Below are 22,314 nucleotides of genomic sequence, written 5' to 3'. Positions count from 1 at the left end.
GCCGTGGGGCTCCGCGAGCGCAAGAAGCAACGCACCCGGGACGCCCTGGTCGACGCGGCCCTCGACCTCTTCCTCACCAGGGGCTACGAGGCGACCACGGTCGAGCAGATCGCCGCCGAGGTGGACGTGTCGTCGAGGACGTTCTTCCGCTACTTCGCCTCGAAGGAGGACGTGGCGCTCTCGCTGACCGCCGAGGAGCAGGAGATGTTCCTCGCCGAACTGGTCACCCGCCCGGAGTCGGAGTCGCCGTTCACGGCGCTGAGTCAGTCGATGCGGGCCATGCTGGGCATCCTACGAGAGCTCGACGAGGTGGAGACGGGCAGGATCGTCAAGGCCCGCCGGCTCATCCACTCCACCCCGTCCCTGCTCGCCGGGGGCATGCGGCTGGTGCGGGAGAGCGAGCGCAGGCTCGTCGCCGAAGTGGCCCGCAGGATGGGACTCCCGCCCGACGACCTCCAGCCGCAGTTCGTCGTGTCGCTGTTCGTCGGCATCGGCCTGATCTGCCTGGACGGGCCGACGGAGGACCTGGGCGACATGGCGCGGCGGTACGAGGACCTGCTCACGCTCGCCGAGCGCTCCCTCCGCCCCGGCTGGGACCTGCCCGTACGCCCCGGGACGACCGGAGTCGTTCCGCCTCCGCGCTGAGGGCCCCCGGCAGGAGGACGACTCACAGGAGGACGACGCAGCCGCGCTCGCGCAGCGGCCGGACGCAGGCGGGCGCCTCGTCGAACTTGACCCAGCGCAGGTCGAGCTTCTCCAGCAGCGGCAGCTCCGCCAGCCCCGCGGGCAGCGCGGTGAGGCGGGTCGCCCGCAGGTCGAGGTGGGTCAGCCGCGTCAGCCCCACGACGGACCGAGGTAGCCGTTCCAGGGGGTTGCCCCGCAGGTCCAGATGGCGCAGCCCGCTCAGCCCTCCGATCGACTCGGGCAGCGCGGTGAGGCGGTTGTTCCTGAGGTGCAGCTCGCGCAGCCCGGTCAGGCGGCCGATCGTCTCCGGCAGCTCGGTGAGCCGGTTGTCGTGCGCGCGCAACTCGTGCAGGGCCGCCATGCCGCCGATCGACGCGGGCAGCTCCGCCAGCCGGTTCTCGGCGAGGTTGAGGTAGCCGAGCCGGTCGAGCCGTCCGAGTGAGGCGGGAACCGTCGTGAGCCCGTTGTCGCTCAGGTAGAGGTAGTCGGTCAGGCCGGGCAGGTCCCCGATCTCCGCCGGCACTTCACGGAGCCGGTTGTGCCCCAGGTCGAGCATGCGCAACGCGCCCAGACGGGCCAGGCCGGGAGGCAGATCGGCGATCTCGTTCTCGGCGAGGTTGAGCGACCGCAGCCGGCTCAGCCGCCACAGCGCGGCGGGCACCGAGGTCAGCGCGTTGCGTCCGAGGCCGAGGTGTTCGAGCGCGGTCAGATTCCCCAGCTCGGGCGGGATGGCCGTGATCCGGTTGCCGTAGAGCCACAGGACCCGCAGGCGTTCCAGCCGCGCGATCCATCCGGGCAGCGACGTGAGCGCGTTCCCGTCGAGGTCGATGTGCCGGAGCGTCTCCACCCCCCGCACGGCGGCCGGCAGCGACGACAGCCCGGCGTCGGCCGCCACCAGGGCGACCGGGACACCGCCGGCGAGCCGCACGGCCTCCTGGGGCGGCCAACCGGGTTCGGGCATGTCCGCGACCCTACCGGCGGCCGCGCGGCCGGTGAACGTTTCATCGGGTCGCGGCGGCCCAGGTGAGGGGGACGGGAAGCGATCGCGCTGGTCCGGCGGCCCATCCCGCCGAACCGGTTCAGTTGCGGCGGGCCCGCCCGGCGGCCACGCCGGTCCGTCTCCTGTACGGTCCCGGGCCGTGCCGCCTATGGTGCCGGAGGCGCTCCCAACGGCGTCGCTCCCCCACCCGAGGTACAGAATGAAGACACGTCTCATCGCCGTGGGCGCGGCACTACTCGCCCTCCTGCTGTCGGTGGCCGCGATGAACCAGACCGCACAGGCCGCGACCGGCCTCCACGTCAGCGGCACGAAAATCGTCGAAGCCAACGGGAACAACTTCGTGATGCGCGGCACCAGCCACGCGCACACCTGGTACGCGAGCCAGACGGGCTCGTTCGCGAACATCAAGTCGCTGGGCGCCAACACCGTGCGCGTCGTGCTGAGCGGCGGCCGCTGGACGGCCAACTCGGCGAGCGACGTCGCCAACGTCATCTCGCTGTGCAAGCAGAACCGGTTAATCTGCGTGCTGGAGAACCACGACACCACCGGATACGCCGAGCAGAGCGGGGCGTACACGCTCGACCAGGCCGTCGACTACTGGGTCGGCCTGAAGAGCGTGCTGACCGGCCAGGAGAACTACGTCGTCATCAACATCGGCAACGAGCCGTACGGCAACAACAACCCGTCCGCCTGGACCACCGCGACGAAGAACGCGATCGTCCGGATGCGCGCCGCCGGGTTCCAGCACCTGCTCATGGTGGACGCGCCGAACTGGGGCCAGGACTGGCAGTTCGTCATGCGCGACAACGCCGCCTCGGTCTTCGCGAGCGACACCCAGAAGAACACCGTCTTCTCGATCCACATGTACGGCGTCTTCGACACGGCGGCCGAGATCACCGGCTATCTGCAGGCGTTCCAGACCGCGAACCTCCCGCTGGTCATCGGCGAGTTCGGCAACATGCACTCTGACGGCGACCCGGACGAGGACACGATCATGTCCCAGGCCCAGTCGCGGGGCATCGGCTACCTCGGCTGGTCCTGGAGCGGCAACGGCGGCGGCGTCGAGTACCTGGACCAGGTCACGAACTTCAACGTCGGCCAGCTCACCTCCTGGGGCCAGCGGCTGTTCAACGGCGCGAACGGCATCAAGTCGACCGCCAAGGAGGCCACGATCTACAGCGGGCCGCCGGTGAGCCCGTCGGCCAGCCCGTCCGGCTCGCCCAGCACGTCCCCCAGCACCTCCCCGAGCCCGCCCCGCAGCCCCTCCGCGTCGCCCAGCGCGTCCCCGAGCGCGTCTCCGAGCACGTCGCCCAGCGGCAACGGCCGGGGCTGCTCGGCGACGTACCAGGTCACGAACCAGTGGGGCGGCGGCTTCCAGGCCGAGGTGACCGTCAAGGCCGGTTCCGGCGCGATCTCCGGCTGGACCGTCACCTGGACGTACGCCAACGGCCAGACGGTCACCCAGGCGTGGAACGCCGCGGTGACGTCGAGCGGCTCGTCGGTCACGGCGAAGAACGTGAGCTACAACGGCGGCCTCGGCGCCGGAGCGTCCACCTCGTTCGGCTTCCTCGGCTCCTGGAACGGCGCCAACCCGGTGCCCGCGGTGACCTGCACCGCGAGCTGAGCCACGGCGACCCCTGCAAGATGATCGAAGGCCGGGCGCGCTCACCGCGCCCGGCCTGCGCCGTACAGGCCGATCGGGTCCCCGAGAAGGCCGGTGGTCAGTTGAGCAGCGGGTCGTCCGGGAACGTGGCGACCAGGGCGAGATCGCCCTTCTGCCGGCGCAGCACGGTGCGCCACAGCGCGGAGGGGTCGGGATCGAAGGTGTCCCCCTGCTCCGAGTCGACGACGTACCAGGCGCCCTCCTGCAGTTCGTTCTCCAGCTGCCCCGCCGTCCAGCCCGCGTAGCCCGCGAAGATGCGCATCTGCGAGATCTCCCCGGCCAGGATCTCCGGGGGCGCGTCGAGATCCACCGTGCCGAGGCGCGACACCGCGGCCCTGCCCTGCAGCCGGCGCCAGCCCAGCGGCTCCTCCCCGCTCAGCACGACGGCGAGCGCGAGCGCGCTGTCCGTCTGCACCGGGCCTCCCTCGAACAGCACCGGAGGACCGGTGACCAGGGGGTCCCACGAGGGCAGGACCTGGGTCACCGCGATCTCACTGGGCCGGTTGAGCACCACGCCCAGGGTGCCGCCGTCCTCGTCGTGCTCCAGCACGAGCACGACGCTACGCCGGAAGTTGGGGTCGTCGAGCAGTGGCGTCGCTACTAGCAACCCGCCGACGTAGATCGCCTCCGCCATACATCCCATCATGAGGGAGGAATGCGAATTCGTGTACGTCGCCCCCGGTTTGCCGCGGCATGTGACCCAACGCGACCGGAGCGTCGCCGTCGGTACCAGGCGGCGGTCAGGCCTCCGTGAAGCCGCGCGGCCGGCCTCCGGCCGACTCCCGTACGGCGGCCGCCACCGCGTTGGCCACGTCGGGGTGGAAGACGCTGGGGATGATGTAGTTGGGCCCGAGTTCCTCGGCGCTCACCACCGCGGCCAGCGCGCGGGCCGCCGCGAGCAGCATCTCCGGGGTCACGCCGTCCGCCTGCGCGTCGAGCAGCCCCCGGAACACGCCCGGGAACGCCAGCACGTTGTTGATCTGGTTGGGGTAGTCGGACCGGCCGGTCGCCACGACCGCCGCGTGCTCGCGGGCGTCGTCCGGGGAGACCTCGGGCTCGGGGTTGGCCAGCGCGAACACCACCGCGTCCCGCGCCATCGCCGCGACGTCGTCCCCGGTGAGGATTCCGGGGGCGGAGACGCCGATGAAGACGTCGGCGCCCTTGACCGCGCCGCGCAGGTCGCCGCCGTACCCGTCGGCGTTGGTGTGCTCGGCGATCCACCGGAGCGACTCGTCGAGGTCGTCACGCCCGAGGTGGACCGCGCCCCGGTAGTCGCAGACGACGACGTTGCGCGCCCCGGCGGCCAGCAGCAGGCGCAGCACCGCGGTGCCGGCCGCGCCCGCCCCGGCCATCGCGATCCGCACCTCGGAGATCTCCTTGCGGACCACCTTCAGCGCGTTCGTCAGCGCGGCGAGCACGCAGATGGCGGTGCCGTGCTGGTCGTCGTGGAAGACCGGGATGTCGAGCAGTTCGCGCAGCCGCCGCTCGACCTCGAAGCAGCGCGGCGCGGAGATGTCCTCCAGGTTGATGCCGCCGAACCCCGGCGCGATGGCCCGCACGGCCGCGACGATCTCGTCCACGTCCTGGGTGTCGAGGCAGATGGGCCAGGCGTCGATGCCGGCGAACCGCTTGAACAGGGCGGCCTTGCCCTCCATCACCGGCAGCGCGGCGGCGGGGCCGATGTTGCCGAGCCCGAGGACGGCGGAGCCGTCGGTGACGACCGCGACCGAGTTGCGCTTGATGGTGAGGCGGCGGGCGTCCTCCGGGTTGCGCGCGATCGCCAGGCTGACCCGCGCCACCCCCGGGGTGTAGGCCATCGACAGCTCGTCGCGGTTGCGCAGGGGGACCTTGGACTGCATCTCGATCTTGCCGCCGAGGTGCATGAGGAAGGTGCGGTCGGAGACCTTGTGGATGACCACGTCCTCGACCGCGCCGAGGCTGTCCACGATCGCCTGGACGTGGTCGGCGTCCTTGGCCGCGCACGTCACGTCGATGCGGAGCTTCTCGTGCCCGGCGTTGGTCACGTCGAGGGCGGTCACCACGCCGCCCGCGTTCTCCACCGCGTGGGTCAGCAGGCTGACGGCCTTGCCTCCCGCGGGCACCTCGAGGCGCACAGTGATCGAGTAGGAAACGCTGGGCACTGTGGCCACGTCTATCCGCTCCTTTGCGGGGGTGGTGCCTGGCCGCGCCCGCCCGGCTGCTCCCGTACGCGCGGCCTCCGCGTGGCGGTCACGCTCTCGCACCCCGGCGTGGGCGGCACATGAGTGTTATCCATCGTGCCATCTCCGGCCGGGTGTTTCAGCCCACGCTCCGGGTGCCGCGCGGCGCCGGAACCACGACCGTGTGCGGCGGGAACGGGACGGCGCCGGAACGCCGTCCCGCCGGCCGCTCTCAGAACAGGGCGTTGGCGAGGGCCCTGCGCGACCGTACGACCGAGGGGTCGTCGGCGGGCAGCGCGTCGAACAGCCCGAGCAGGTGCACGCGGACCTGGTCCCTGTCAGCGCCGCGGGTGCGCCGCACGAGCCCGATGAGCCGGTCGAAGGCCTCGTCCACCCGTCCGCTCACCATTTCGAGGTCGGCGGCCTGGAGCTGGAGGTCGACGTCGTCGGAGGCGTCCGCGGCCCGCCCGAGCACGTCGGCCTCGTCGAGGTCCATCGTGCGGCGCAGCAGGCCGACCCCGGCGAGCCCGATCTTCGCGCCCTCGTCCCCCGGCGACCTGGCCAGCAGGCGCTGGTAGGCGGCGGCCGCCGCGTCCAGGTCGCCCTTCTCGACGGCCTGCTCCGCCCGCAGGAGCTCGGGGTCGACCGGCGGCTCGTCCGACTCGTCCGCGGGCGCGGCCGCCTCGACGCCGAGCTGCTCGAACACCTGCGAGAGTGCCTGCCGGAGCTGCGCCTCCGGCAGCGGACCCTCGAACAGGGGCATGAGCTGTCCCTGGAAGGCCAGGTAGACGGTGGGCACCGCGCGCATCCGCAACGCCTGGGCGAGTTGCGGCTCGGCCTCCACGTCGACGCGGGCCAGCAGCCACGCGCCGGCCGCCTCCGCGGCAAGCTTGTCCATCACCCCGCTGAACTGCTGGACCTGCTCGGCTCGGCGCATCGTCGCCTCGACGATCACGGGCACGCTCATCGAGCGCTCCACCACGTCGGCGTTGAAGGTGGCCGAGGTCACCTCGATGACTGCCGCCGAGGCGGCTCCTGACGGACCTGCGGCCTCACGCCGCGCCTGGGCCTCCAGGGCCTGCTTGCGCGCGCCGAGGTCCACGGCGCCGTAGAGCGATCCAGGTCGAGAGAACTCCGCTGCCATACCCTTAATCCTGCCGTACTCTCCCGCGTGATCCGTGCCATCCTCGCTGTCTTCCTCCGCGATCCGGGCGGCCCGGCGCCCGTCATAGGGTGAACGGCGCGGATCGCCGCGTCGAAGGGAGCAGGACATGGCAGTGGAACGCATCGGCCCGCCGAGCGTCGCCGGTGAGCGCGAGATGCTGCGCGCGTTCCTCGACTTCCACCGGGCCACGCTCGCGCTGAAGTGCGAGGGCCTGTCGGACGAGGAGCTGCGCCGCACGTCGATGCCGCCTTCGACGCTCTCGCTGCTCGGCCTGGTCAGGCACATGGCGGAGGTCGAGCGCACGTGGTTCCGGCGTGTGATCGGCAAGGAGGACGTGCCGCTCGTCTGGTCGCCGGAAGGCGACTACCAGGCGGCGTACGACGCGAGCGGGTCCACCGGCGCGGAGGCGTTCGCCGCCTGGCAGGCGGAGGTCGAGCACTCCCGCAGGATCGAGCGGGCGGCCGAGTCGCTCGACGTCACCGCCTACCAGCCCCGGTGGGGCGAGGAGGTGTCGCTGCGGCTGGTGATGCTGCACATGATGCACGAATACGCCCGGCACAACGGCCACGCCGACCTCCTGCGCGAGGGCGTCGACGGGACCGTGGGCGTCTGAGCGTGGGCGTCCGAGCGTGTCCGGAATCGGCTAGAAGGCGGCGGGCTCGGAGTAGGTGCCCCACTCCTCGCGCAGGACGTCGCAGATCTCGCCCAGGGTGGCCTCGGCCCTGACCGCCGCCAGCATCGGCGGGATCATGTTCTCGGCCGTCCCCGACGCGCTCCGCAGGGCGGCCAGCGCCGCGTCCACCGCCTGCCGGTCCCGTGCCCCGCGCCGCTCGGCGAGCACCCGGCGCTGCTCGGCCTCGACCTCGTGGCCGATCCGCAGGATCTCCAGCGGCTCCTCCACCGTCGAGGTGTGGCAGTTCACGCCGACGATCCGCTTGTCGCCCTTCTCCAGCTTGCGCTGGTAGTCGAAGGCCGACTCGGCGATCTCCGACATGAACCAGCCGTCCTCGATGCCCCGCAGGATGCCGGCGGTCATCGTGCCGTCGCCGCCCATGTCCCGGATCCTGGCGAAGATCTCCTCCGCCTCCGCCTCCAGCCGGTCGGTCAGCGCCTCCACGTACCAGGAGCCGCCGAGCGGGTCGACCACGTTGACGACCTCGGTCTCCTCCATGATCACCTGCTGGGTGCGCAGCGCGATCTCGGCGGCCTTCTCCGACGGCAGCGCGAGCACCTCGTCCAGCGCGTTGGTGTGCAGCGAGTTGGTGCCGCCGAGCACGGCCGCCAGCGCCTCGACGGCCGTACGCACGATGTTGTTGTCCGGCTGCTGCGCGGTCAGCGACACCCCGGCCGTCTGGGTGTGGAAGCGCAGCCACTGCGCCTTCTCCGTCCGGGCGCCGTACACGTCGCGCATCCAGCGGGCCCAGATCCGGCGTGCCGCGCGGAACTTCGCGATCTCCTCGAAGAAGTCGATGTGCGCGTCGAAGAAGAACGACAGCCCCGGGGCGAAGACGTCCACGTCGAGTCCGCGTGACAGGCCGAGCTCGACGTACCCGAACCCGTCGGCGAGCGTGAAGGCCAGCTCCTGCGCGGCCGTGGACCCCGCCTCGCGGATGTGGTAGCCCGACACCGACAGCGGCTTGTACGCGGGGATCTCGGCGGCGCAGAACTCCATGAGGTCGCCGATCAGGCGCAGGTGCGGCTCCGGGGCGAACAACCACTCCTTCTGCGCGATGTACTCCTTGAAGATGTCGGTCTGGAGGGTGCCGTTCAGCCGCCCGGCCGGCACGCCCTGCCGCTCGGCCGCGACCACGTACATGCAGAAGATCGGTACGGCCGGCCCGCTGATGGTCATCGAGGTGGTCACCTCGCCGAGCGGGATGCCGTCGAACAGCAGGTCCATGTCGAGGGCCGAGTCGACCGCGACGCCGCAGTGGCCCACCTCGCCGAGCGAGCGCGGGTCGTCGGAGTCGCGGCCCATCAGCGTCGGCATGTCGAACGCCACCGACAGGCCGCCGCCCCCGGCGCCGAGGATCATCTTGTAGCGCTCGTTGGTCTGCCGGGCGTTGCCGAACCCCGCGAACTGCCGGATCGTCCAGGGACGGCCGCGATAGCCGGTGGCGTACAGGCCCCGGGTGAAGGGAAACTCCCCCGGCCACCCGATGCGCCCGAACCGGGGGTCCGCACCGGGCGGGCCGTAGACGGGGTCCACCTCCAGCCCCGACAGGGTCCGGAACTCGCGGTCGCGCTTGAAGGCGGCGTCGTACCGCGCCTGCCAGCGGGCCCGCCCCGCCTCGATCGGCTCATCCGGCTGCATGCGTCCTCCCCGGTCGTCGCTCCTCTCCGAATACTAGGACGTCCTAGTAATTTCGGCCACCACAGCCTGACTCCCCGGTTCCACCAAGGTCACGTCACACGTTGGTCGCGAAATCCAACAGGCCTTTGACAGCGCGCGGAAATCTTCAAATATGGTCACCGCCCTTGAAGGTCCACACGGAGGTGGATGTGAACCGCTTGACAGTCGTCGCCGCGACCGCGGCGATGGTGGCGGCAACCCTTGCCGTACCCGCGCAGGCCGCACCGGCGGCCACGGGATCGGCGACCCAGACCGAGTACGTGGTGTTGTACAAGGAAGGCACGTCCGCGGCGGACGCCCAAAAGGCGATCGAGGCCGCCGGCGGCAGCGTGGTGAAGGTGAACACCCAGGTCGGCGTGGCCACGGTCAGCAGCACGAACGCCGGCTTCGCCAAGGCCCTCGCCGGCGCCGCGGCCATCGAGGGCGTCGCCGCCAACCGGGTGATCGGCAGCGCGCCCGACGACGCCAAGGCGTCCGCCGCCGCGCGGAAGGCCGCCTCGCGGGCCGCCAGGAACCAGGCCGTCGAGAGGGAGGGCCGGGGCGCCAAGGGTCCCAAGTGGGGCCGCAACGTCAAGGACGAGCCGCTCGCCGACCTGCAGTGGGACATGAAGCAGATCCACGCGGACGAGGCGCACAGGTACGAGCAGGGTGACAAGCGCGTCCTCGTCGGCATCCTCGACACCGGCGTCGACGGCTCGCACCCCGACATCGCGCCCAACTTCGACCGCAGGCTGAGCCGGAACTTCACCGTCGACGTGCCCGCGGACGCCAACGGCACCGAGATCGACGGGCCGTGCGAGGACGACCCCGACGGGTCCTGCACCGACCCGAACGACGTTGACGAGGACGGCCACGGCACCCACGTCGCCTCCTCGATCGCCTCCCCCATCAACAAGCTGGGCATCTCGGGCGTCGCGCCCAAGGTGACGATCGTGAACCTGCGGGCCGGCCAGGACTCGGGCTACTTCTTCCTGCAGCCGACCATCGACGCCCTCACGTACGCGGGCGACGTCGGCGTCGACGTGGTGAACATGAGCTACTACATCGACCCGTGGCTGTTCAACTGCGCCGACAACCCGGCCGACACCCCCGAGGAGCAGGCGCAGCAGCGGCTCTACATCGCCGCCACCCAGCGGGCGATCGACTACGCCCACGCGCACGGGGTGACGCTGGTCGGCGCGGCCGGCAACGAGGCGATCGACTACACCAAGACCAACGTCGACGCGACCAGCCCCGACTACGCCACCTTCCCCGGCCAGGCGGCCAGGACCCGGACCATCCCCGCGTCCTGCGTCTCGCTGCCGGCCGAGGCCGAGCACGTCATCTCGGTGTCCTCCACCGGCATCAGCAAGCGGAAGGCCTACTACTCCAGCTACGGCAACGGCTACATCGACGTGGCCTCGCCCGGCGGCGACGTCTACGACACTCCCGGCAACACGCGGGACGTCAGCAAGGCCACCCTGTCCGCCTACCCGAAGGCGCTGGCCGTGGCCAACGGCGAGATCGACGCGAACGGCGACCCCACCGTCGACTACGTGGTGAAGGACTGCAAGGGCTCGACCTGCGCCTACTACCAGTACCTGCAGGGCACCTCGATGGCCTCGCCACGCGCGGCCGGCGTCGCGGCGCTGATCGTCAGCCGGTACGGCCGGCACGACCGCGCCCACGGCGGCCTGACCCTGGCCCCGGACAGGGTCGAGGCGATCCTCAAGGGCACGGCGACCAAGACGGCCTGCCCGAACCCGCCCGCGTACACCTACACCCGCAACCTGCCGAGCGGCAGCACGGTGACCGCCACGCACGTCTGCGAGGGCACCGCCGCCGGCAACGGCTTCTACGGCAAGGGCATCGTCGACGCCCTCCACGCCGTCGGCCACTGACCATCGCCGGCCGGTGGCGCGCCCGTGACACGCGGGCGCGCCACCGGCCCGCCCTGACGGGCCCCGGCCGCCGGCGGCCGGGGCCCGTCCACGTCATGGGGCCTTGTGAGAGGGCCTCGTCAGGGAGCCTGGGTGCAGGAGCCGGGCCAGGAGACGGGGTCAGGGGCTGAAGTCGCCCGCCGCGACCCGGAGCGTCCGGAGCAGGCCGAACATCTCGCCCAGTTCGGCGTCGTCGTACATGCCCAGGCAGAAACCGGCGTTCATCAGGTCGTCCGTGGCCCGCCGTACGATGTCCCGGCCCTCGTCGGTGATCTCGGCGAGCACCCCGCGGCCGTCGCGCGGGTTGCGCATGCGCCGCACCAGCCCGGCGCGCTCCAGCCGGTCGACCGTGTTGGTGACGCTCGTGGGATGCACCATCAGCCGCTCACCGATCTTCGACAACGGCAGCGCCCCCGTCCGGCTGAACGTCAGCAGCACGAGCGCCTCGTACCTGGCGAAGGTCAGGTCGTACGGCTTGAGCAGCGTGTCCAGTTGCGCCAGCAGGATCTGATGAGCTCTCATGATCGAAGTCACGGCGGCCATGGCGGACGACGGCCCGAACGTCGCGCGCCAGGTCTCGGCGGCCCGCTCGATCGGGTCGAACGGGAGCTTGAGCGGCCGGGGACCGGCCACGGGCGGTGGCTCTGAGCTGGGCGGAACGGACACAGCGATATACGGTAGCGCGGCGCCGGCCATGATCGGCCGGGGCACCCAGCGTAACCGGACTGATTCCTTGACCCCAGAACTCCTCCCGGCAGGGTCACGCTCCGTTATGGTTGCCACGTCGAAAGGTGAGGCGGCGGCAAACCCGGCGGCACGGGGAGCCCCGTCTGCTACCGGGTGTCACAGGATCTCTCCGCAGGGGAAGCGGCCGGTCATCAGCCGGCCGCCGCGGGCAACGGGATCCGGGACACCGGCCCGGAGCAGGCGAGGCGGGGCCGGCCGGCGGACCAGCGCCACGGGGAACGGCGCGGGGTCGCACACCGCTCACACAGACACGGGGGAGATTCTCAATGGGCAGCACTGCTGTCCCGGCGCCGCATGCGCGCCGGACTTCGACGGCGTGGCCGGGGGCCGCGCCCGGCTGTGGGTGAGCACAGGGGCGGTTCACGCGGAGAGCTGAAACACGGCGTGCTGGTCGCGGGGACCGTGCTGCTCGTGCTCGGGCTCGTCGCCGCGTGGAGCGTCCTGATTCCCGGTTTCATGGACTGGGACGAGATAGTGGCGGCCGTCATCGGCTCGCTGCGGCTGACGGGGCCCGTCGGCGCCGCGTTCGCGGCGTGGGTGGCGCTGCGCAGGCGCCGCGCCGAGCAGGGCCGCGTCCTGACGCCCTGGCGGGCCGCCAGGGCGCCGTTGTCGATCATCGCGGTCGTGACCGGGTCCTTCGGGGCGACCGTCCTGCTGCTCGGCCTGCGCGCCGCGCTGACCGGGCAGGGCGGCGCGCTGCTGCCCGGCGGCCTCGCCATGTCCGTCGCGGGCCTGGGGCTGTACGTGATGGTCGGCTGGATACTGGGCTGGCTCCTGCCGGTCACCGTCGTCCCACTGCTCGCGGCAGCGGGCACGTACGGCGTGTTCACCCTGCTGGCGACGGGGCCCAACTGGGCCGGCCGGCTCATCCCCGCCGCCCGGCAGCCGTACGAGCTGCTCACGGTCGGCGAGACCGCCTACGCGGACCAGGCGCTCTGGCTGGTGGGGCTCAGCGCCGCGCTGTTCCTCGGGTGGGTCGCCCTGGTGACCGGCAGGACGCTGGCGCTGGCCGCCGCGGTCATCGCCGTCCTGGCGGCCGGGACGGGCGCGGCCCGGCTGGTGAGCGAGCCGCGGACCACGCTGGCGAGCGAGCGCTACGCCTGCCAGGAATGGCCCATCACGGTGTGCGTGCGTCCGGCGCTGCGCGCCGGGCTGACCGACCTGGCGGGCATGTTCACCATGCTCGCGGCGCGGCTGGCCGGGACCCCGGCCGCCTTCAAGCGGGTCGAGCAGCGCGCGCCCGGCGAGGACGGGCCGGTGGCGCCGGGTGTCGTGGTCGTCCACCTCGGTGATCTCGGCGCCGGGTACGTCCAGCGGGCCGCCGGCGAGTTCCTCGACGGGCTGGCCCGTCCCTGCTCCGGGGTGGTCGCGGAGGGCTACCGGGCGATCGTCGTCGCCTGGCTGCGCAACGATCCGCTGCCCCCGGGGAACCTGCCCGAGCAGCACGCCGCCGCCCTGTGGTTCTCGGAGCTGACCGATGCCCAGCGGCACGACTGGCTGCGGCTGTTCTACTCCGACTTCGTCTCCTGCGGCCTGCAGGCCAGGCACTTCGGGGGCGGCACCCGGCCCGTGAACCCCGCCGTGACTCCTTATCCCGTCGATCCCACCCCGGCCGGGCACGCCGGCGCGACGCCGTCCGCCGGTGCGACGCCGTCCGCCGGTACGGGGCCCGGGGGCGCGGGTCCCGGGGGCGCGGGTCCCGGCACAGGTCCGGGCAGTGCCGGTCCGGGCAGTGCTGGTTCAGGCGGGGCCGGTTCGGCGGGCCTGGACGGCGCCGCCGACGCGGGGGGTTCCGGCGGGCGGACCCGGCCCGGTGCGGCCGGCGGCCCCGGCGGGGGCCTTCCGCCCGGCTCCTGGAACTCCGAGAGCGCGCGACCGGGGACCTCGGGGGGCCCGGCCTCCGGGCGGCACGGCCGGGCACACGACGCGGGCCCGGCGGACGAGAGGAGTTCCGGAGGGCGGCGGCCCGGCGATCCGCCGGACCATGCCCCTGGGCACGTCGAGCGTCGCGGCGCCGTGGAACGCGTCCCCGGCCCCGGCCGCGACGCCCCGCGCACGGACGACGGCCCCCGGCGCGACGGCACCGGCACCCGTGACACCGGCAGTCGCGACGCCGGGGACTCGCAGGAGGCCCCCCAGGTGACGGACGTGCCCGCCGCCCTCCTGGCGCCCGCCTGATCCAGGGGCGGGGAGGCGTCCTGGTTGAGGCGGGCCGAAGACGGAGTTTGGGAGAGCCCGAAGACCGGCGAAAAGGAGAATCGATCTTGCCCGGCGTGAGATCGCCGAAATACCGGGAAGATTCCACCCGTGGACCGACAGACACGTCCCTCCTTCGCACCGGCCGACGCCGGCCCCACGGCCGACGCCGCCACCGACGCCACGACGGGCGCCGGGAGACCCGCCCGCCGCCCGGGGCGCGGCTGGCGGGTGCTCGCCGGTCTGCTCCTCGTGATCGCCCTGCTCGTGGTCGGCGCCCGCCTGACCTGGTCCTGGATCGACCCGCTGGGCGATCAGACCATCGACAGGAGCGGGCCCGCGCTGCTGCGGTCGGTGCAGAACCTGAGCCGCTTCGAGGCCGCGACCGGCGAGTTCCAGGTGATCGTCGATCTGGAGAAGGACGCGAAGTTCCTGCCCGACGCGATCAAGGGCAGCCGGACGCTGTTCGTCGGAGCCGGCAGCGTTGACGCGTACGTGGACTTCTCGGGCCTGCCGAAGGACGCGCTCACGGTCTCCCCCGACCGCACAGCGGTGACCGTACGGCTGCCGCACGCCGAGCTGGAGAAGCCGAACCTCGACAACAAGCGGTCGTACGTGTTCGCGCAGGAGCGGGGCATATTCGACCGCATCTCCGACGTGCTCTCGTCCTCGCCGCAGAACCAGCAGGAGCTCTACGTCCTGGCCGAACGCAAGATCGGCGACGCCGCCGCCGCCAGCGACCTGCGTTCCAGGGCCGACCAGAACACCAAGGCCATGATGGAGGGCATGCTGAAGTCGCTCGGCTTCACCAGCGTCACCATCAAGTACACCGGCGAGCCCTGATCCACGCGGCCCGGCTCCGGCGGGGGTCGCGAGGGAGGCGGCGGGCCGTGCGGCACGTCACGGACGCGAGGCACGGCCTGCCAGGTTCGCGGCGGCACGATGCGCGGAGCGCCTGCCTCAGTGCAGCGCGGCGATGAGGTCGTCGGCTGCGGTGTAGGGGTCGGTCCCGGCGTCGAGCAACCGCGCGGCCAGCACGTCCAGGCGGTCGCCGTGCAGCCCCGCGAAGCGGGAGCGGAGCCTGGCGAGCGCGATGGCCTCGATCTCGTCGCGGGCGCGGGCCAGCCGCCGCCTGCGCCCCTCGCCCGACTCCTCCAGGTATGCCTGATGCTTGTCGAGCACGGCCATGAGATCGTCGGCGCCCTCCTCCCTGGAGGCGACCGTCGTGACGATCGGGGGTCGCCACGGCGGCTCGGCGAGCCCCGTCATGTTCCGCAGCTCGCGCACCGTCGCCTGGACGCCGTCCCGGTCGGCCTTGTTCACCACCAGGACGTCGGCGACCTCCAGGATGCCCGCCTTCGCGGCCTGCACGCCGTCGCCCATGCCGGGGGCGAGGATGACGACGGTGGTGTCCGCCAGCCGGGCGACGTCCACCTCGGCCTGACCGACGCCGACCGTCTCGACGAGGATCACCTCGCAGCCGGCGGCCTCCAGCACCCGCAGCGCCTGCGGCGTGGCCCACGCGAGCCCGCCCAGGTGGCCCCGGCTGGACATGCTGCGGATGAAGACCTCCGGATCGGTCGCGTGCTCCTGCATCCGCACGCGGTCGCCGAGCAGCGCGCCGCCGGTGAACGGGCTGGACGGGTCGACCGCCAGCACCCCCACCCTGCTGCCCCGCCTGCGGAACGCCCGGATGAGCATGCCCGTCGAGGTCGACTTGCCGACGCCGGGCGCGCCGGTCAGGCCGATCACCCGGGCGGTGTGCGGCCTGGCCGCGCCGGTGGCGAGGTCGGCCATGACCTCGCGCAGGACGTGGTTCGTCCCCCCGGCCTCCGCCCCGCCTCCACCACCCGGACCGGCGGCGTTCCCGGCCATGTTCTCCGCGACGTTCTCCGCGGCGTTCTCGACGAGTGAGATCAGCCGGGCGACCGCCCTCGGCCGTCCCAGCCGCACCTGGGCGGCCAGCTCCCGGACGTCCACGTTCGCTCCGTTCCCCGGTCAGGCGCCGGGCGCGGGCACCCGGATGATCAGCGCGTCGCCCTGCCCGCCGCCGCCGCACAGGCCGGCCGCGCCGAGGCCGCCGCCGCGCCTGCGCAGCTCGTGGGCCAGGGTGAGCACGATACGGGCGCCGGACGCGCCGATCGGGTGGCCGAGCGCGATGCCGCCGCCGTTGACGTTGATCTTGTCGAGCGGTACGCCGAGTTCCTTGGCCGACTGCAGCACGACCTGCGCGAACGCCTCGTTGATCTCCAGCAGGTCGAGGTCGTCCACGCCGATCCCCTGCTTGGCCAGCGCCTGGCCGATCGCGTTGGCGGGCTGCGACTGGAGCGAGTTGTCCGGCCCGGCCACGTTGCCGTGCGCGCCGATCTCGGCCAGCCATTCGAGGCCCAGCTCCTCGGCCCTGGCCCGTGACATCACGACCACGGCGACGGCCCCGTCGGAGATCTGCGAGGCGGATCCCGCCGTGATCGTGCCGTCCTCGGTGAACGCCGGCCGCAGTTTCGCCAGGGACTCCGCCGTGGTGTCCGCGCGGATGCCCTCGTCGGCCGAGAACAGGACCGGTTCTCCCCTTCGCTGCGGCAGCGGCACCGGGACGATCTCGTCGTCGAACAGGCCCTTCTCGGTGGCCTCGGCGGCGCGCTGGTGCGAACGCGCGGAGAAGGCGTCCTGCTCCTCGCGGGTCAGGCCGAGCCTCGCGTTGTGACGCTCGGTGGACTCCCCCATCGCGATCTGGTCGAAGGCGTCGGTCAGGCCGTCGTACGCCGTCGAGTCCAGGATCTCGCCGCCGCCGTACTTCACGCCCTTGCGCAGCCCGGGCAGCAGGTGCGGGGCGTTCGTCATCGACTCCATGCCGCCCGCGACGACGACGTCGAACTCGCCCGCGCGGATGAGCTGGTCGGCCAGCGCGATCGCGTCGAGGCCCGACAGGCAGACCTTGTTGATGGTGAGGGAGGGCACGGTCATGGGGATTCCGGCCTTCACCGCGGCCTGGCGGGAGGGGATCTGCCCGGCGCCCGCCTGGAGCACCTGACCCATGATCACGTACTGGACCTGGTCCGGTGAGACACCCGCCCGCTCCAGCGCCGCCCTGATCGCGATCCCGCCCAGTTCGACGGCGGACAGGCCGGACAGTGAGCCGAGAAGGCGTCCGATGGGCGTGCGTGCTCCGGCGACGATGACGGAACCAGACATTTCGAGACCCTCCACTGCGAGATCGGGGGCAACGGTGTCACCATACCCAGGAGTAGTTGGGTCGCCCGGATTCGGGCGCGGCGAAGGGACCTGCGATGCTCCTGCGAATCGACCACGTGGGCGTAGCCTGCACCAACCTCGAAGAGAAGATCGAGTTCTACGAGTCGGTCTTCGGGCTGACCGTGGTCAGCCGGGAGGTGAACGAGGAGCAGGGCGTCCGGGAGGCGATGCTGCACGTCGCCGACGGCGACCAGGGCGCGTCGTACGTCCAGCTTCTCGAGCCGCTGCACCCCGACACAGCCGTGGGCAAGTTCCTCGCCAAGCGGGGCGAGGGCGTGCATCATATCGGTTACGGCGTGGCGGACGTCACCAAAGCCCTGGAGGAGATCGGGGCGAAGGGCGTGCGCCTGATCGACCAGCGGCCCAGGCACGGCTCGATGGGAGCCTCGATCGCGTTTCTGCATCCCAAGGACGTGGGCGGGGTTCTCACCGAGCTTGTTGAGTCGTCCAGGCGTTAAGTAAACGCAAGAAACGTTCATACGTAACAAGTCGCGCAGAAAGTCGGAGGGGGCCGCCAACGCGGCAGTACCGGAGTACGCTGGCGTTCATCACCGGACGTGGATGCCAATACCGGCTCCTCGCCTCGGAACCGACCCCCCCCCGTCCGGCCCCTGTAGCCGTCTCGACAACCAGGATCGAGCCTCATGCAGTCCGACATCGACGCCCAGCTCAACAACTTCTTCGAGGATGCCCCTTCCCGCGAATTCGACGTGGTGCTCCGGGGTTATGACCGGCACCAGGTCCACGACCACCTGAAGACGCTCGACACCGAACTGCGGCAGGCCAAGGAGCAGGTCAGCGGGCTCCAGCGGGAGCTCTCCGACTCCCAGCGCCAGCTACAGGAGCAGGAGCGGCCCACGTACTCGGGTCTCGGCGCCCGCATCGAGCAGCTGCTGCGGCTGGCGGAGGAGCAGGCCACCGAGCTGGTGCAGGCGGCCAGGTCGGAGGCGAACGAGATCCGCGCCGCCGCGAAGGTGGACGCCGCCGACCTGCGGGCCGCGGCGGAGAACGAGGCGGCGGAGAAGCGGGCGCTGGCCGCTCGCGAGGCCGAGGAGATGCGCAGCACCGCTGAGCGCGATGCCGAGGAGATCCGTTCCACCGCACGGCGCGAGTCCGACGAGCTGACCGCGACGACCGAGCGCGAGGTGGCCAAGATCCGGGCCACCGCCGACCACGAGGTCGCGGAGAAGCGGGCCGACGCCGAGCGGGAGATCGCCAAGCTGCGCACCACGACCGAGCGCGAGGTGGCCCAGCTGCGGGCCTCCACCAAGCGCGAGCGCGACGAGGTGCTCACCACGGCGAAGCGCCAGGCGGACGAGATGCGGGCGCAGGCGCAGCGGATCCTCGAGGAGTCGGAGGCCAAGCGGGCCCAGGACGAGGCGGAGTTCGAGATCCAGCTCGCCGCCCGCCGCGAGGACGCCGAGCGCCAGGAGGCCGAGCGGCACGCCACCGCCCAGGCCAACACGCAGAAGCTGGTCGCCGAGGCCGAGCAGCGCGCCGCCACCGCCGAGCAGCGCGCCGCCAAGGCCACGCAGCAGGCCGAGCAGACCCGCCGCGAGGCCGACACCCACGCCAAGCAGCTGCTGGCCAACGCGCGCAAGAACGCCGACCAGCTCGTGGCCGAGGCCAAGACCAGCGCCGACACGATAGTGACCGACGCCAAGAACGAGGCCGAGCGCACCCGTACGGCGATGCAGCGCCAGGTGGACGAGCTGACCCGCCAGCGCGACAGCATCACCAGCCACCTCGCGCAGCTCCGCCAGCTGCTCGGCGGCGCTCCGCTGCCGGGCATGGACGCGGCGGAGCCGGCGCCGGTCGCCGCCGCTCCCGCGAAGCCGGCCCTCTCGGCCGCTCCGCCCATCGCGGACAAGCCGGCCGTTTCCGCCGCTCCGGCGGAGCCGATCAGCTCTGCGAAGAGCGACGACGACTCGGAGTGGTGGCAGGAGTAGATCACCGGCACATTCGGGGGAGTCGACGACGGCCGCGCGACGGCCAGGTGACAGTGACGGCTAAGCGAACGGGGCCCGGCGGACACCGCCGGGCCCCGTTCCGCGTGTCCGGGCCCACGTAACCGGACACCGGGTGACCGGACACCGCGTGACCCGGCTCCACACGACCGGACACCGTGTGACCCGGCTCCACACGACCGGGCTCCGCGTGACCGGACTGACTCCCGGGTTCCGGTTGAGCAGACTTCCGGGTGAGCAGACGCACGCCTGATCAGACGGCGATCAGGGCGCGAGGGATTTCACGAATTCCGCGACCACGCGGTTGAACGCCTCTGGCTGCTCGATGGCCGACAGGTGGCCCGCCTTCTCGATGACGGCGAGCCGCGCGTCCGGGACGGCCTCCGCCATCGCCCGCGCGTCCGCGAGCGGCGAGATCTCGTCCTCGTCGCCCACCACGACCAGCGCGGGCACCGTCAGGGACCGGAGCGTGCCGAACGCGTCGGGCCGGGCGGCCATCGCCCGCTGGGCCCAGGCGACCGCCGCGGGAGGCGCCGCCTGCATGAGACCGCGGACCCTCCCCAGGACCATCCCCCTGCGCTCCCTGGTGGTCGCGCCGACCAGCGTGGGCAGCCCATCGAGCAGGACGCCCGTGTCGCCCGCCAGGACGGCGGCGGCGATCCGCTCCCGGTTGGCCCGCACCGGCTCCGGGTCGGCCTGCGCCTTGGTGTCGGCGAGGATCACCCCGAGCACCCGGCCGGGGTGGCGGCGGCACAGCGCCATGGTCACGTAGCCGCCCATCGACTGGCCGCCGACCACCGCGCGGTCGACGCCCTCCTGGTCGAGCAGCCGCACCACGTCGTCGGCCATCGCGTCGACCGAGGGCTCGTCGTCGCCGAGGAGCGTGCCGCCGAAGCCGCGCAGGTCGGGAGTGATCACCCGGCAGAGGGGCGCCAGACCCTCCCGCTGGGCGAGCCACATCGCCGACGACAGCGGAAACGCGTGGAGCAGGACGACAGGCAGGCCGCTTCCTGCGGATCGCGAGTAGAGCTGCATCAGCTCACGGTAACGCGCGGCACACCTCCGGCCGCCCTTCGTCACCGATTCGCGACCTGGCGCGCGCGTGCGCCGCGTACGGACGGCGTGCGCACGCGCGGGCGTCGGGTCACACGGTGGTGGGCAGGGGCGCGGCGGCGGGGTTCAGGCGCTTGACGATCTCGTCGAGCACGACGCGCACGTACGGCTCGCCGACCCACAGGTGCTTGGCTCCCTCGACGCCGATGACCTCGGCCTGCGGTGCCGCGGCGAACCGCAGCGCGGCCTCCTCGGGGCGCAGGTAGTCGTCGAACTCCGGGACCAGGGCGACCAGCGGGCGGCCGAACTCGCCCCAGGCGGCGACGTCCTCGTCCCCGGCCCGCTTCAGCGGCGGCGACAGCAGGATCGCCCCCCGCACGAGCGGGTCGCGGCCCCAGCGCAACGCGAGCTCGGTGCCGAAGGACCAGCCGAGCAGCCACGGGTTCGGCAGGTCGTGGAAGTCGGCGTACTCCAGGGCCGCGGCCACGTCCCACCGCTCCCCCTCTCCCCCGTCGAACGCCCCCTGCGAGGTGCCCCGGTCGGAGGTCGTGCCGCGCGTGTTGAAACGCAGCACGGCGATGCCGGCGAGCGCGGGCAGCCGGTACGACGCCTTGCGCAGCACGTGGCTGTCCATCATGCCGCCGTGGGTGGGCAGGGGGTGCAGGCAGACCAGCGTGGCCACCGGCGGGCCGGTCTCGGGCATCGCCAGCTCGCCGACGAGGGTCAGCCCGTCCGCCGTGTGCAGCTCGATGTCCTCGCGCCGGGCAGGCAGCACCGTGGAGGCCCTGATGTCCATTCCCACCTCGTATACGTCGTGTCAGTAGCGGCTGCGGCCCGGGCCGCGGTTGACCCGGTTGCGCCAGCACGCGGTGTGCCAGTGCCGCCGCTCGTCCTCGCCCCCGGACCACGCCGGCCAGCTCACCACGTGCGGCAGCCCCGGCCTGATCTCCTGCTCGCAGCCGGGACACCGGTAGGCCTTGCCCTGGGTGACGCCGGAGACGTTGCGGACGACCCATTCCCCGTCCGGCGCGCTCTCCACGCGGTCCACGCCCGGAACCGAAGCGCCGACCGGTCGTGCCGCGCGGCCGTCCGGGCGTTCGAACGGGCCGCGGCGGCGGGCACGGCGGGGGCTCACGGCGGGCGTCCTTCCGGGGCGTTCATGTCAGGCGGAACGGGAGATCTCACTCCATTCTTCCAGCACCGGTTCACGCGCGTACGCCGGGATGCTCGTCGCATCGGTCACGCCGGGACGACCGGGCGACGGCGCGGACACGTCGCGCCCCGGCGGACGGTTCCGCAGAACGGCTCCGGCCCTCCGGAAGCCCGATAGGGTTGGCGCTCATGCGGCTGGTCATCGCGCGGTGCAGCGTCGATTACGTGGGGCGGTTGACGGCTCACCTTCCCATGGCGCCCCGGCTCATCCTGATGAAGGCGGACGGCAGCGTGTCCATCCACGCCGACGACCGGGCGTTCAAGCCTCTGAACTGGATGAACCCGCCCTGCAAGGTCCGCGAGGAGACGATCGACGGTGTGCTCACCTGGTCGGTGGTGCACGGCAAGACCGGCGAGAAGCTGGTGCTGACCATCGAGGAGGTCCTGCACGACTCCAGCCACGAACTGGGCATCGATCCGGGGCTGCGCAAGGACGGCGTCGAGGCGCACCTGCAGGAACTGCTGGCCGAGCACATCACCACGCTCGGGGACGGCTGGACGCTGGTGCGCCGGGAGTACATGACCGCCATCGGGCCGGTGGACATCCTCTGCCGCGACCACCTCGGCGGCGCGGTGGCCGTGGAGATCAAGCGGCGCGGCGACATCGACGGCGTGGAGCAGCTCACCCGCTATCTCGAACTGCTCAATCGCGACCCGCGTCTGGCGCCGGTGAAAGGGATCTTCGCCGCCCAGGAGATCAAACCGCAGGCACGCGTGCTCGCCACCGACCGCGGCATCGACTGCGTCACGCTCGACTACGACGCCCTGCGCGGCATCGAGCCGGAGAACCCCACTCTTTTCTAGATACTTTCCAGAGACTTCGCAAAGACCGGCGAAGCCGGCGTCACGTTCCTCCAGCTCCACACCCCGTCTCGCCACGGGCCTGCCCGGCCCAGGTGAGACGGGCGATCGACGTGCGGCGGGCCCAGTCCCGGCGCGTCCCC

The 22,314-nt window shown here is 72.2% G+C and carries 20 protein-coding genes; 9 read left to right on the top strand and 11 right to left on the bottom strand.

From position 1 onward, the window contains the following. The first annotated feature begins 3 nt into the window (after positions 1–3). Positions 4–645, top strand: a complete 642-nt coding sequence (locus HHX37_RS37270; RefSeq protein ID WP_182882725.1) for a TetR family transcriptional regulator — start codon at positions 4–6, stop codon at positions 643–645. Between the two features lie 22 nt (positions 646–667). On the opposite strand, the gene HHX37_RS29305 is transcribed toward HHX37_RS37270, so the two are convergent. Further along, the gene (locus HHX37_RS29305; protein ID WP_182887531.1) at positions 668–1,645 is read right to left on the bottom strand and encodes a leucine-rich repeat domain-containing protein; all 978 of its coding nucleotides are present in this window, start codon (positions 1,643–1,645) and stop codon (positions 668–670) included. A 238-nt stretch (positions 1,646–1,883) separates the two neighbouring features. Here HHX37_RS29305 and HHX37_RS29300 point away from each other — a divergent pair, with 238 nt between their 5' ends. Next, entirely contained in the window at positions 1,884–3,308 is a 1,425-nt protein-coding gene (locus HHX37_RS29300; protein ID WP_182887530.1) for a cellulase family glycosylhydrolase, read from the top strand. Between the two features lie 97 nt (positions 3,309–3,405). On the opposite strand, the gene HHX37_RS29295 is transcribed toward HHX37_RS29300, so the two are convergent. The 3 genes from HHX37_RS29295 to HHX37_RS29285 form a co-directional block, all read right to left on the bottom strand. Then, a complete protein-coding gene (locus HHX37_RS29295; RefSeq protein WP_117409087.1) occupies positions 3,406–3,981 on the bottom strand; it encodes a YqgE/AlgH family protein in 576 nt (191 codons plus the stop codon). A 106-nt stretch (positions 3,982–4,087) separates the two neighbouring features. Beyond that, positions 4,088–5,497, bottom strand: coding sequence for an NAD-dependent malic enzyme (locus HHX37_RS29290; protein ID WP_182876656.1), 1,410 nt, complete (start codon positions 5,495–5,497; stop codon positions 4,088–4,090). A gap of 241 nt (positions 5,498–5,738) precedes the next feature. Continuing rightward, entirely contained in the window at positions 5,739–6,650 is a 912-nt protein-coding gene (locus tag HHX37_RS29285; RefSeq protein ID WP_182887529.1) for a tetratricopeptide repeat protein, read from the bottom strand. Positions 6,651–6,777: 127 nt separating this feature from the next. Here HHX37_RS29285 and HHX37_RS29280 point away from each other — a divergent pair, with 127 nt between their 5' ends. Further along, positions 6,778–7,284, top strand: a complete 507-nt coding sequence (locus HHX37_RS29280; protein ID WP_182876658.1) for a DinB family protein — start codon at positions 6,778–6,780, stop codon at positions 7,282–7,284. A 30-nt stretch (positions 7,285–7,314) separates the two neighbouring features. On the opposite strand, the gene HHX37_RS29275 is transcribed toward HHX37_RS29280, so the two are convergent. After that, positions 7,315–8,985, bottom strand: a complete 1,671-nt coding sequence (locus HHX37_RS29275) for an acyl-CoA mutase large subunit family protein (protein ID WP_182887528.1) — start codon at positions 8,983–8,985, stop codon at positions 7,315–7,317. Between the two features lie 188 nt (positions 8,986–9,173). Here HHX37_RS29275 and HHX37_RS29270 point away from each other — a divergent pair, with 188 nt between their 5' ends. Then, a complete protein-coding gene (locus tag HHX37_RS29270) occupies positions 9,174–10,904 on the top strand; it encodes a S8 family serine peptidase (protein ID WP_310740585.1) in 1,731 nt (576 codons plus the stop codon). 159 nt (positions 10,905–11,063) lie between these two features. Here the strand turns inward: HHX37_RS29270 and HHX37_RS29265 are convergent, their stop codons facing one another. Continuing rightward, positions 11,064–11,609, bottom strand: coding sequence for a MarR family transcriptional regulator (locus tag HHX37_RS29265; RefSeq protein WP_244302225.1), 546 nt, complete (start codon positions 11,607–11,609; stop codon positions 11,064–11,066). Between the two features lie 420 nt (positions 11,610–12,029). Between HHX37_RS29265 and HHX37_RS29260 the strand changes: the two genes are divergently transcribed. Continuing rightward, positions 12,030–13,868, top strand: a complete 1,839-nt coding sequence (locus tag HHX37_RS29260; protein ID WP_182887527.1) for a hypothetical protein — start codon at positions 12,030–12,032, stop codon at positions 13,866–13,868. A 129-nt stretch (positions 13,869–13,997) separates the two neighbouring features. Next, positions 13,998–14,729 carry a DUF4230 domain-containing protein gene (locus HHX37_RS29255; RefSeq protein ID WP_310738285.1) on the top strand — a complete coding sequence of 244 codons (732 nt, stop codon included), beginning with the start codon at positions 13,998–14,000 and terminating at the stop codon, positions 14,727–14,729. Positions 14,730–14,846: 117 nt separating this feature from the next. Here the strand turns inward: HHX37_RS29255 and meaB are convergent, their stop codons facing one another. After that, positions 14,847–15,866, bottom strand: coding sequence for a methylmalonyl Co-A mutase-associated GTPase MeaB (meaB, locus tag HHX37_RS29250; RefSeq protein ID WP_182887526.1), 1,020 nt, complete (start codon positions 15,864–15,866; stop codon positions 14,847–14,849). 18 nt (positions 15,867–15,884) lie between these two features. Continuing rightward, positions 15,885–17,078: an acetyl-CoA C-acetyltransferase gene (locus HHX37_RS29245; protein ID WP_182882718.1), complete on the bottom strand. Its 1,194-nt coding sequence runs from the start codon at positions 17,076–17,078 to the stop codon at positions 15,885–15,887. Positions 17,079–17,173: 95 nt separating this feature from the next. Between HHX37_RS29245 and mce the strand changes: the two genes are divergently transcribed. Both mce and HHX37_RS29235 read left to right on the top strand, forming a co-directional pair. Beyond that, on the top strand, positions 17,174–17,596 hold the full coding sequence (mce, locus tag HHX37_RS29240) for a methylmalonyl-CoA epimerase (protein ID WP_117409054.1): 423 nt from the start codon (positions 17,174–17,176) through the stop codon (positions 17,594–17,596). 186 nt (positions 17,597–17,782) lie between these two features. Then, positions 17,783–19,087: a DivIVA domain-containing protein gene (locus HHX37_RS29235; protein WP_117409055.1), complete on the top strand. Its 1,305-nt coding sequence runs from the start codon at positions 17,783–17,785 to the stop codon at positions 19,085–19,087. A gap of 282 nt (positions 19,088–19,369) precedes the next feature. Here the strand turns inward: HHX37_RS29235 and HHX37_RS29230 are convergent, their stop codons facing one another. The 3 genes from HHX37_RS29230 to HHX37_RS29220 all read right to left on the bottom strand — a co-directional run bounded on the left by HHX37_RS29230 (position 19,370) and on the right by HHX37_RS29220 (position 21,293). Then, positions 19,370–20,140 carry an alpha/beta fold hydrolase gene (locus tag HHX37_RS29230; RefSeq protein WP_117409056.1) on the bottom strand — a complete coding sequence of 257 codons (771 nt, stop codon included), beginning with the start codon at positions 20,138–20,140 and terminating at the stop codon, positions 19,370–19,372. A gap of 109 nt (positions 20,141–20,249) precedes the next feature. Then, positions 20,250–20,954: an alpha/beta hydrolase gene (locus HHX37_RS29225; RefSeq protein WP_138462205.1), complete on the bottom strand. Its 705-nt coding sequence runs from the start codon at positions 20,952–20,954 to the stop codon at positions 20,250–20,252. Between the two features lie 21 nt (positions 20,955–20,975). Then, a complete protein-coding gene (locus HHX37_RS29220) occupies positions 20,976–21,293 on the bottom strand; it encodes an ATP/GTP-binding protein (RefSeq protein WP_117409058.1) in 318 nt (105 codons plus the stop codon). Positions 21,294–21,499: 206 nt separating this feature from the next. Here HHX37_RS29220 and nucS point away from each other — a divergent pair, with 206 nt between their 5' ends. Next, complete coding sequence (gene nucS, locus HHX37_RS29215; protein WP_117409059.1) at positions 21,500–22,174, top strand: endonuclease NucS; 675 nt, start codon at positions 21,500–21,502, stop codon at positions 22,172–22,174. Positions 22,175–22,314 lie beyond the last annotated feature (140 nt).

Source organism: Microbispora sp. H10885, assembly GCF_014161415.1.
GTDB classification, from domain to species: Bacteria; Actinomycetota; Actinomycetes; order Streptosporangiales; family Streptosporangiaceae; genus Microbispora; species Microbispora triticiradicis.
Note: the sequence above shows the minus strand (reverse complement) of the source record. Positions and strands in the feature narration are given on the sequence as shown.

Bases quoted from the DNA above. Each gene is read 5' to 3' on its own strand.
- HHX37_RS29305 (WP_182887531.1), bottom strand. From the start codon at position 1,645: ATGCCCGAACCCGGTTGGCCGCCCCAGGAGGCCGTGCGGCTCGCCGGC.
- HHX37_RS29300 (WP_182887530.1), top strand. From the start codon at position 1,884: ATGAAGACACGTCTCATCGCCGTGGGCGCGGCACTACTCGCCCTCCTG.
- HHX37_RS29295 (WP_117409087.1), bottom strand. From the start codon at position 3,981: ATGGCGGAGGCGATCTACGTCGGCGGGTTGCTAGTAGCGACGCCACTG.
- HHX37_RS29285 (WP_182887529.1), bottom strand. From the start codon at position 6,650: ATGGCAGCGGAGTTCTCTCGACCTGGATCGCTCTACGGCGCCGTGGAC.
- HHX37_RS29280 (WP_182876658.1), top strand. From the start codon at position 6,778: ATGGCAGTGGAACGCATCGGCCCGCCGAGCGTCGCCGGTGAGCGCGAG.
- HHX37_RS29275 (WP_182887528.1), bottom strand. From the start codon at position 8,985: ATGCAGCCGGATGAGCCGATCGAGGCGGGGCGGGCCCGCTGGCAGGCG.
- HHX37_RS29245 (WP_182882718.1), bottom strand. From the start codon at position 17,078: ATGTCTGGTTCCGTCATCGTCGCCGGAGCACGCACGCCCATCGGACGC.
- mce (WP_117409054.1), top strand. From the start codon at position 17,174: ATGCTCCTGCGAATCGACCACGTGGGCGTAGCCTGCACCAACCTCGAA.
- HHX37_RS29235 (WP_117409055.1), top strand. From the start codon at position 17,783: ATGCAGTCCGACATCGACGCCCAGCTCAACAACTTCTTCGAGGATGCC.
- HHX37_RS29230 (WP_117409056.1), bottom strand. From the start codon at position 20,140: ATGCAGCTCTACTCGCGATCCGCAGGAAGCGGCCTGCCTGTCGTCCTG.
- HHX37_RS29225 (WP_138462205.1), bottom strand. From the start codon at position 20,954: ATGGACATCAGGGCCTCCACGGTGCTGCCTGCCCGGCGCGAGGACATC.
- nucS (WP_117409059.1), top strand. From the start codon at position 21,500: ATGCGGCTGGTCATCGCGCGGTGCAGCGTCGATTACGTGGGGCGGTTG.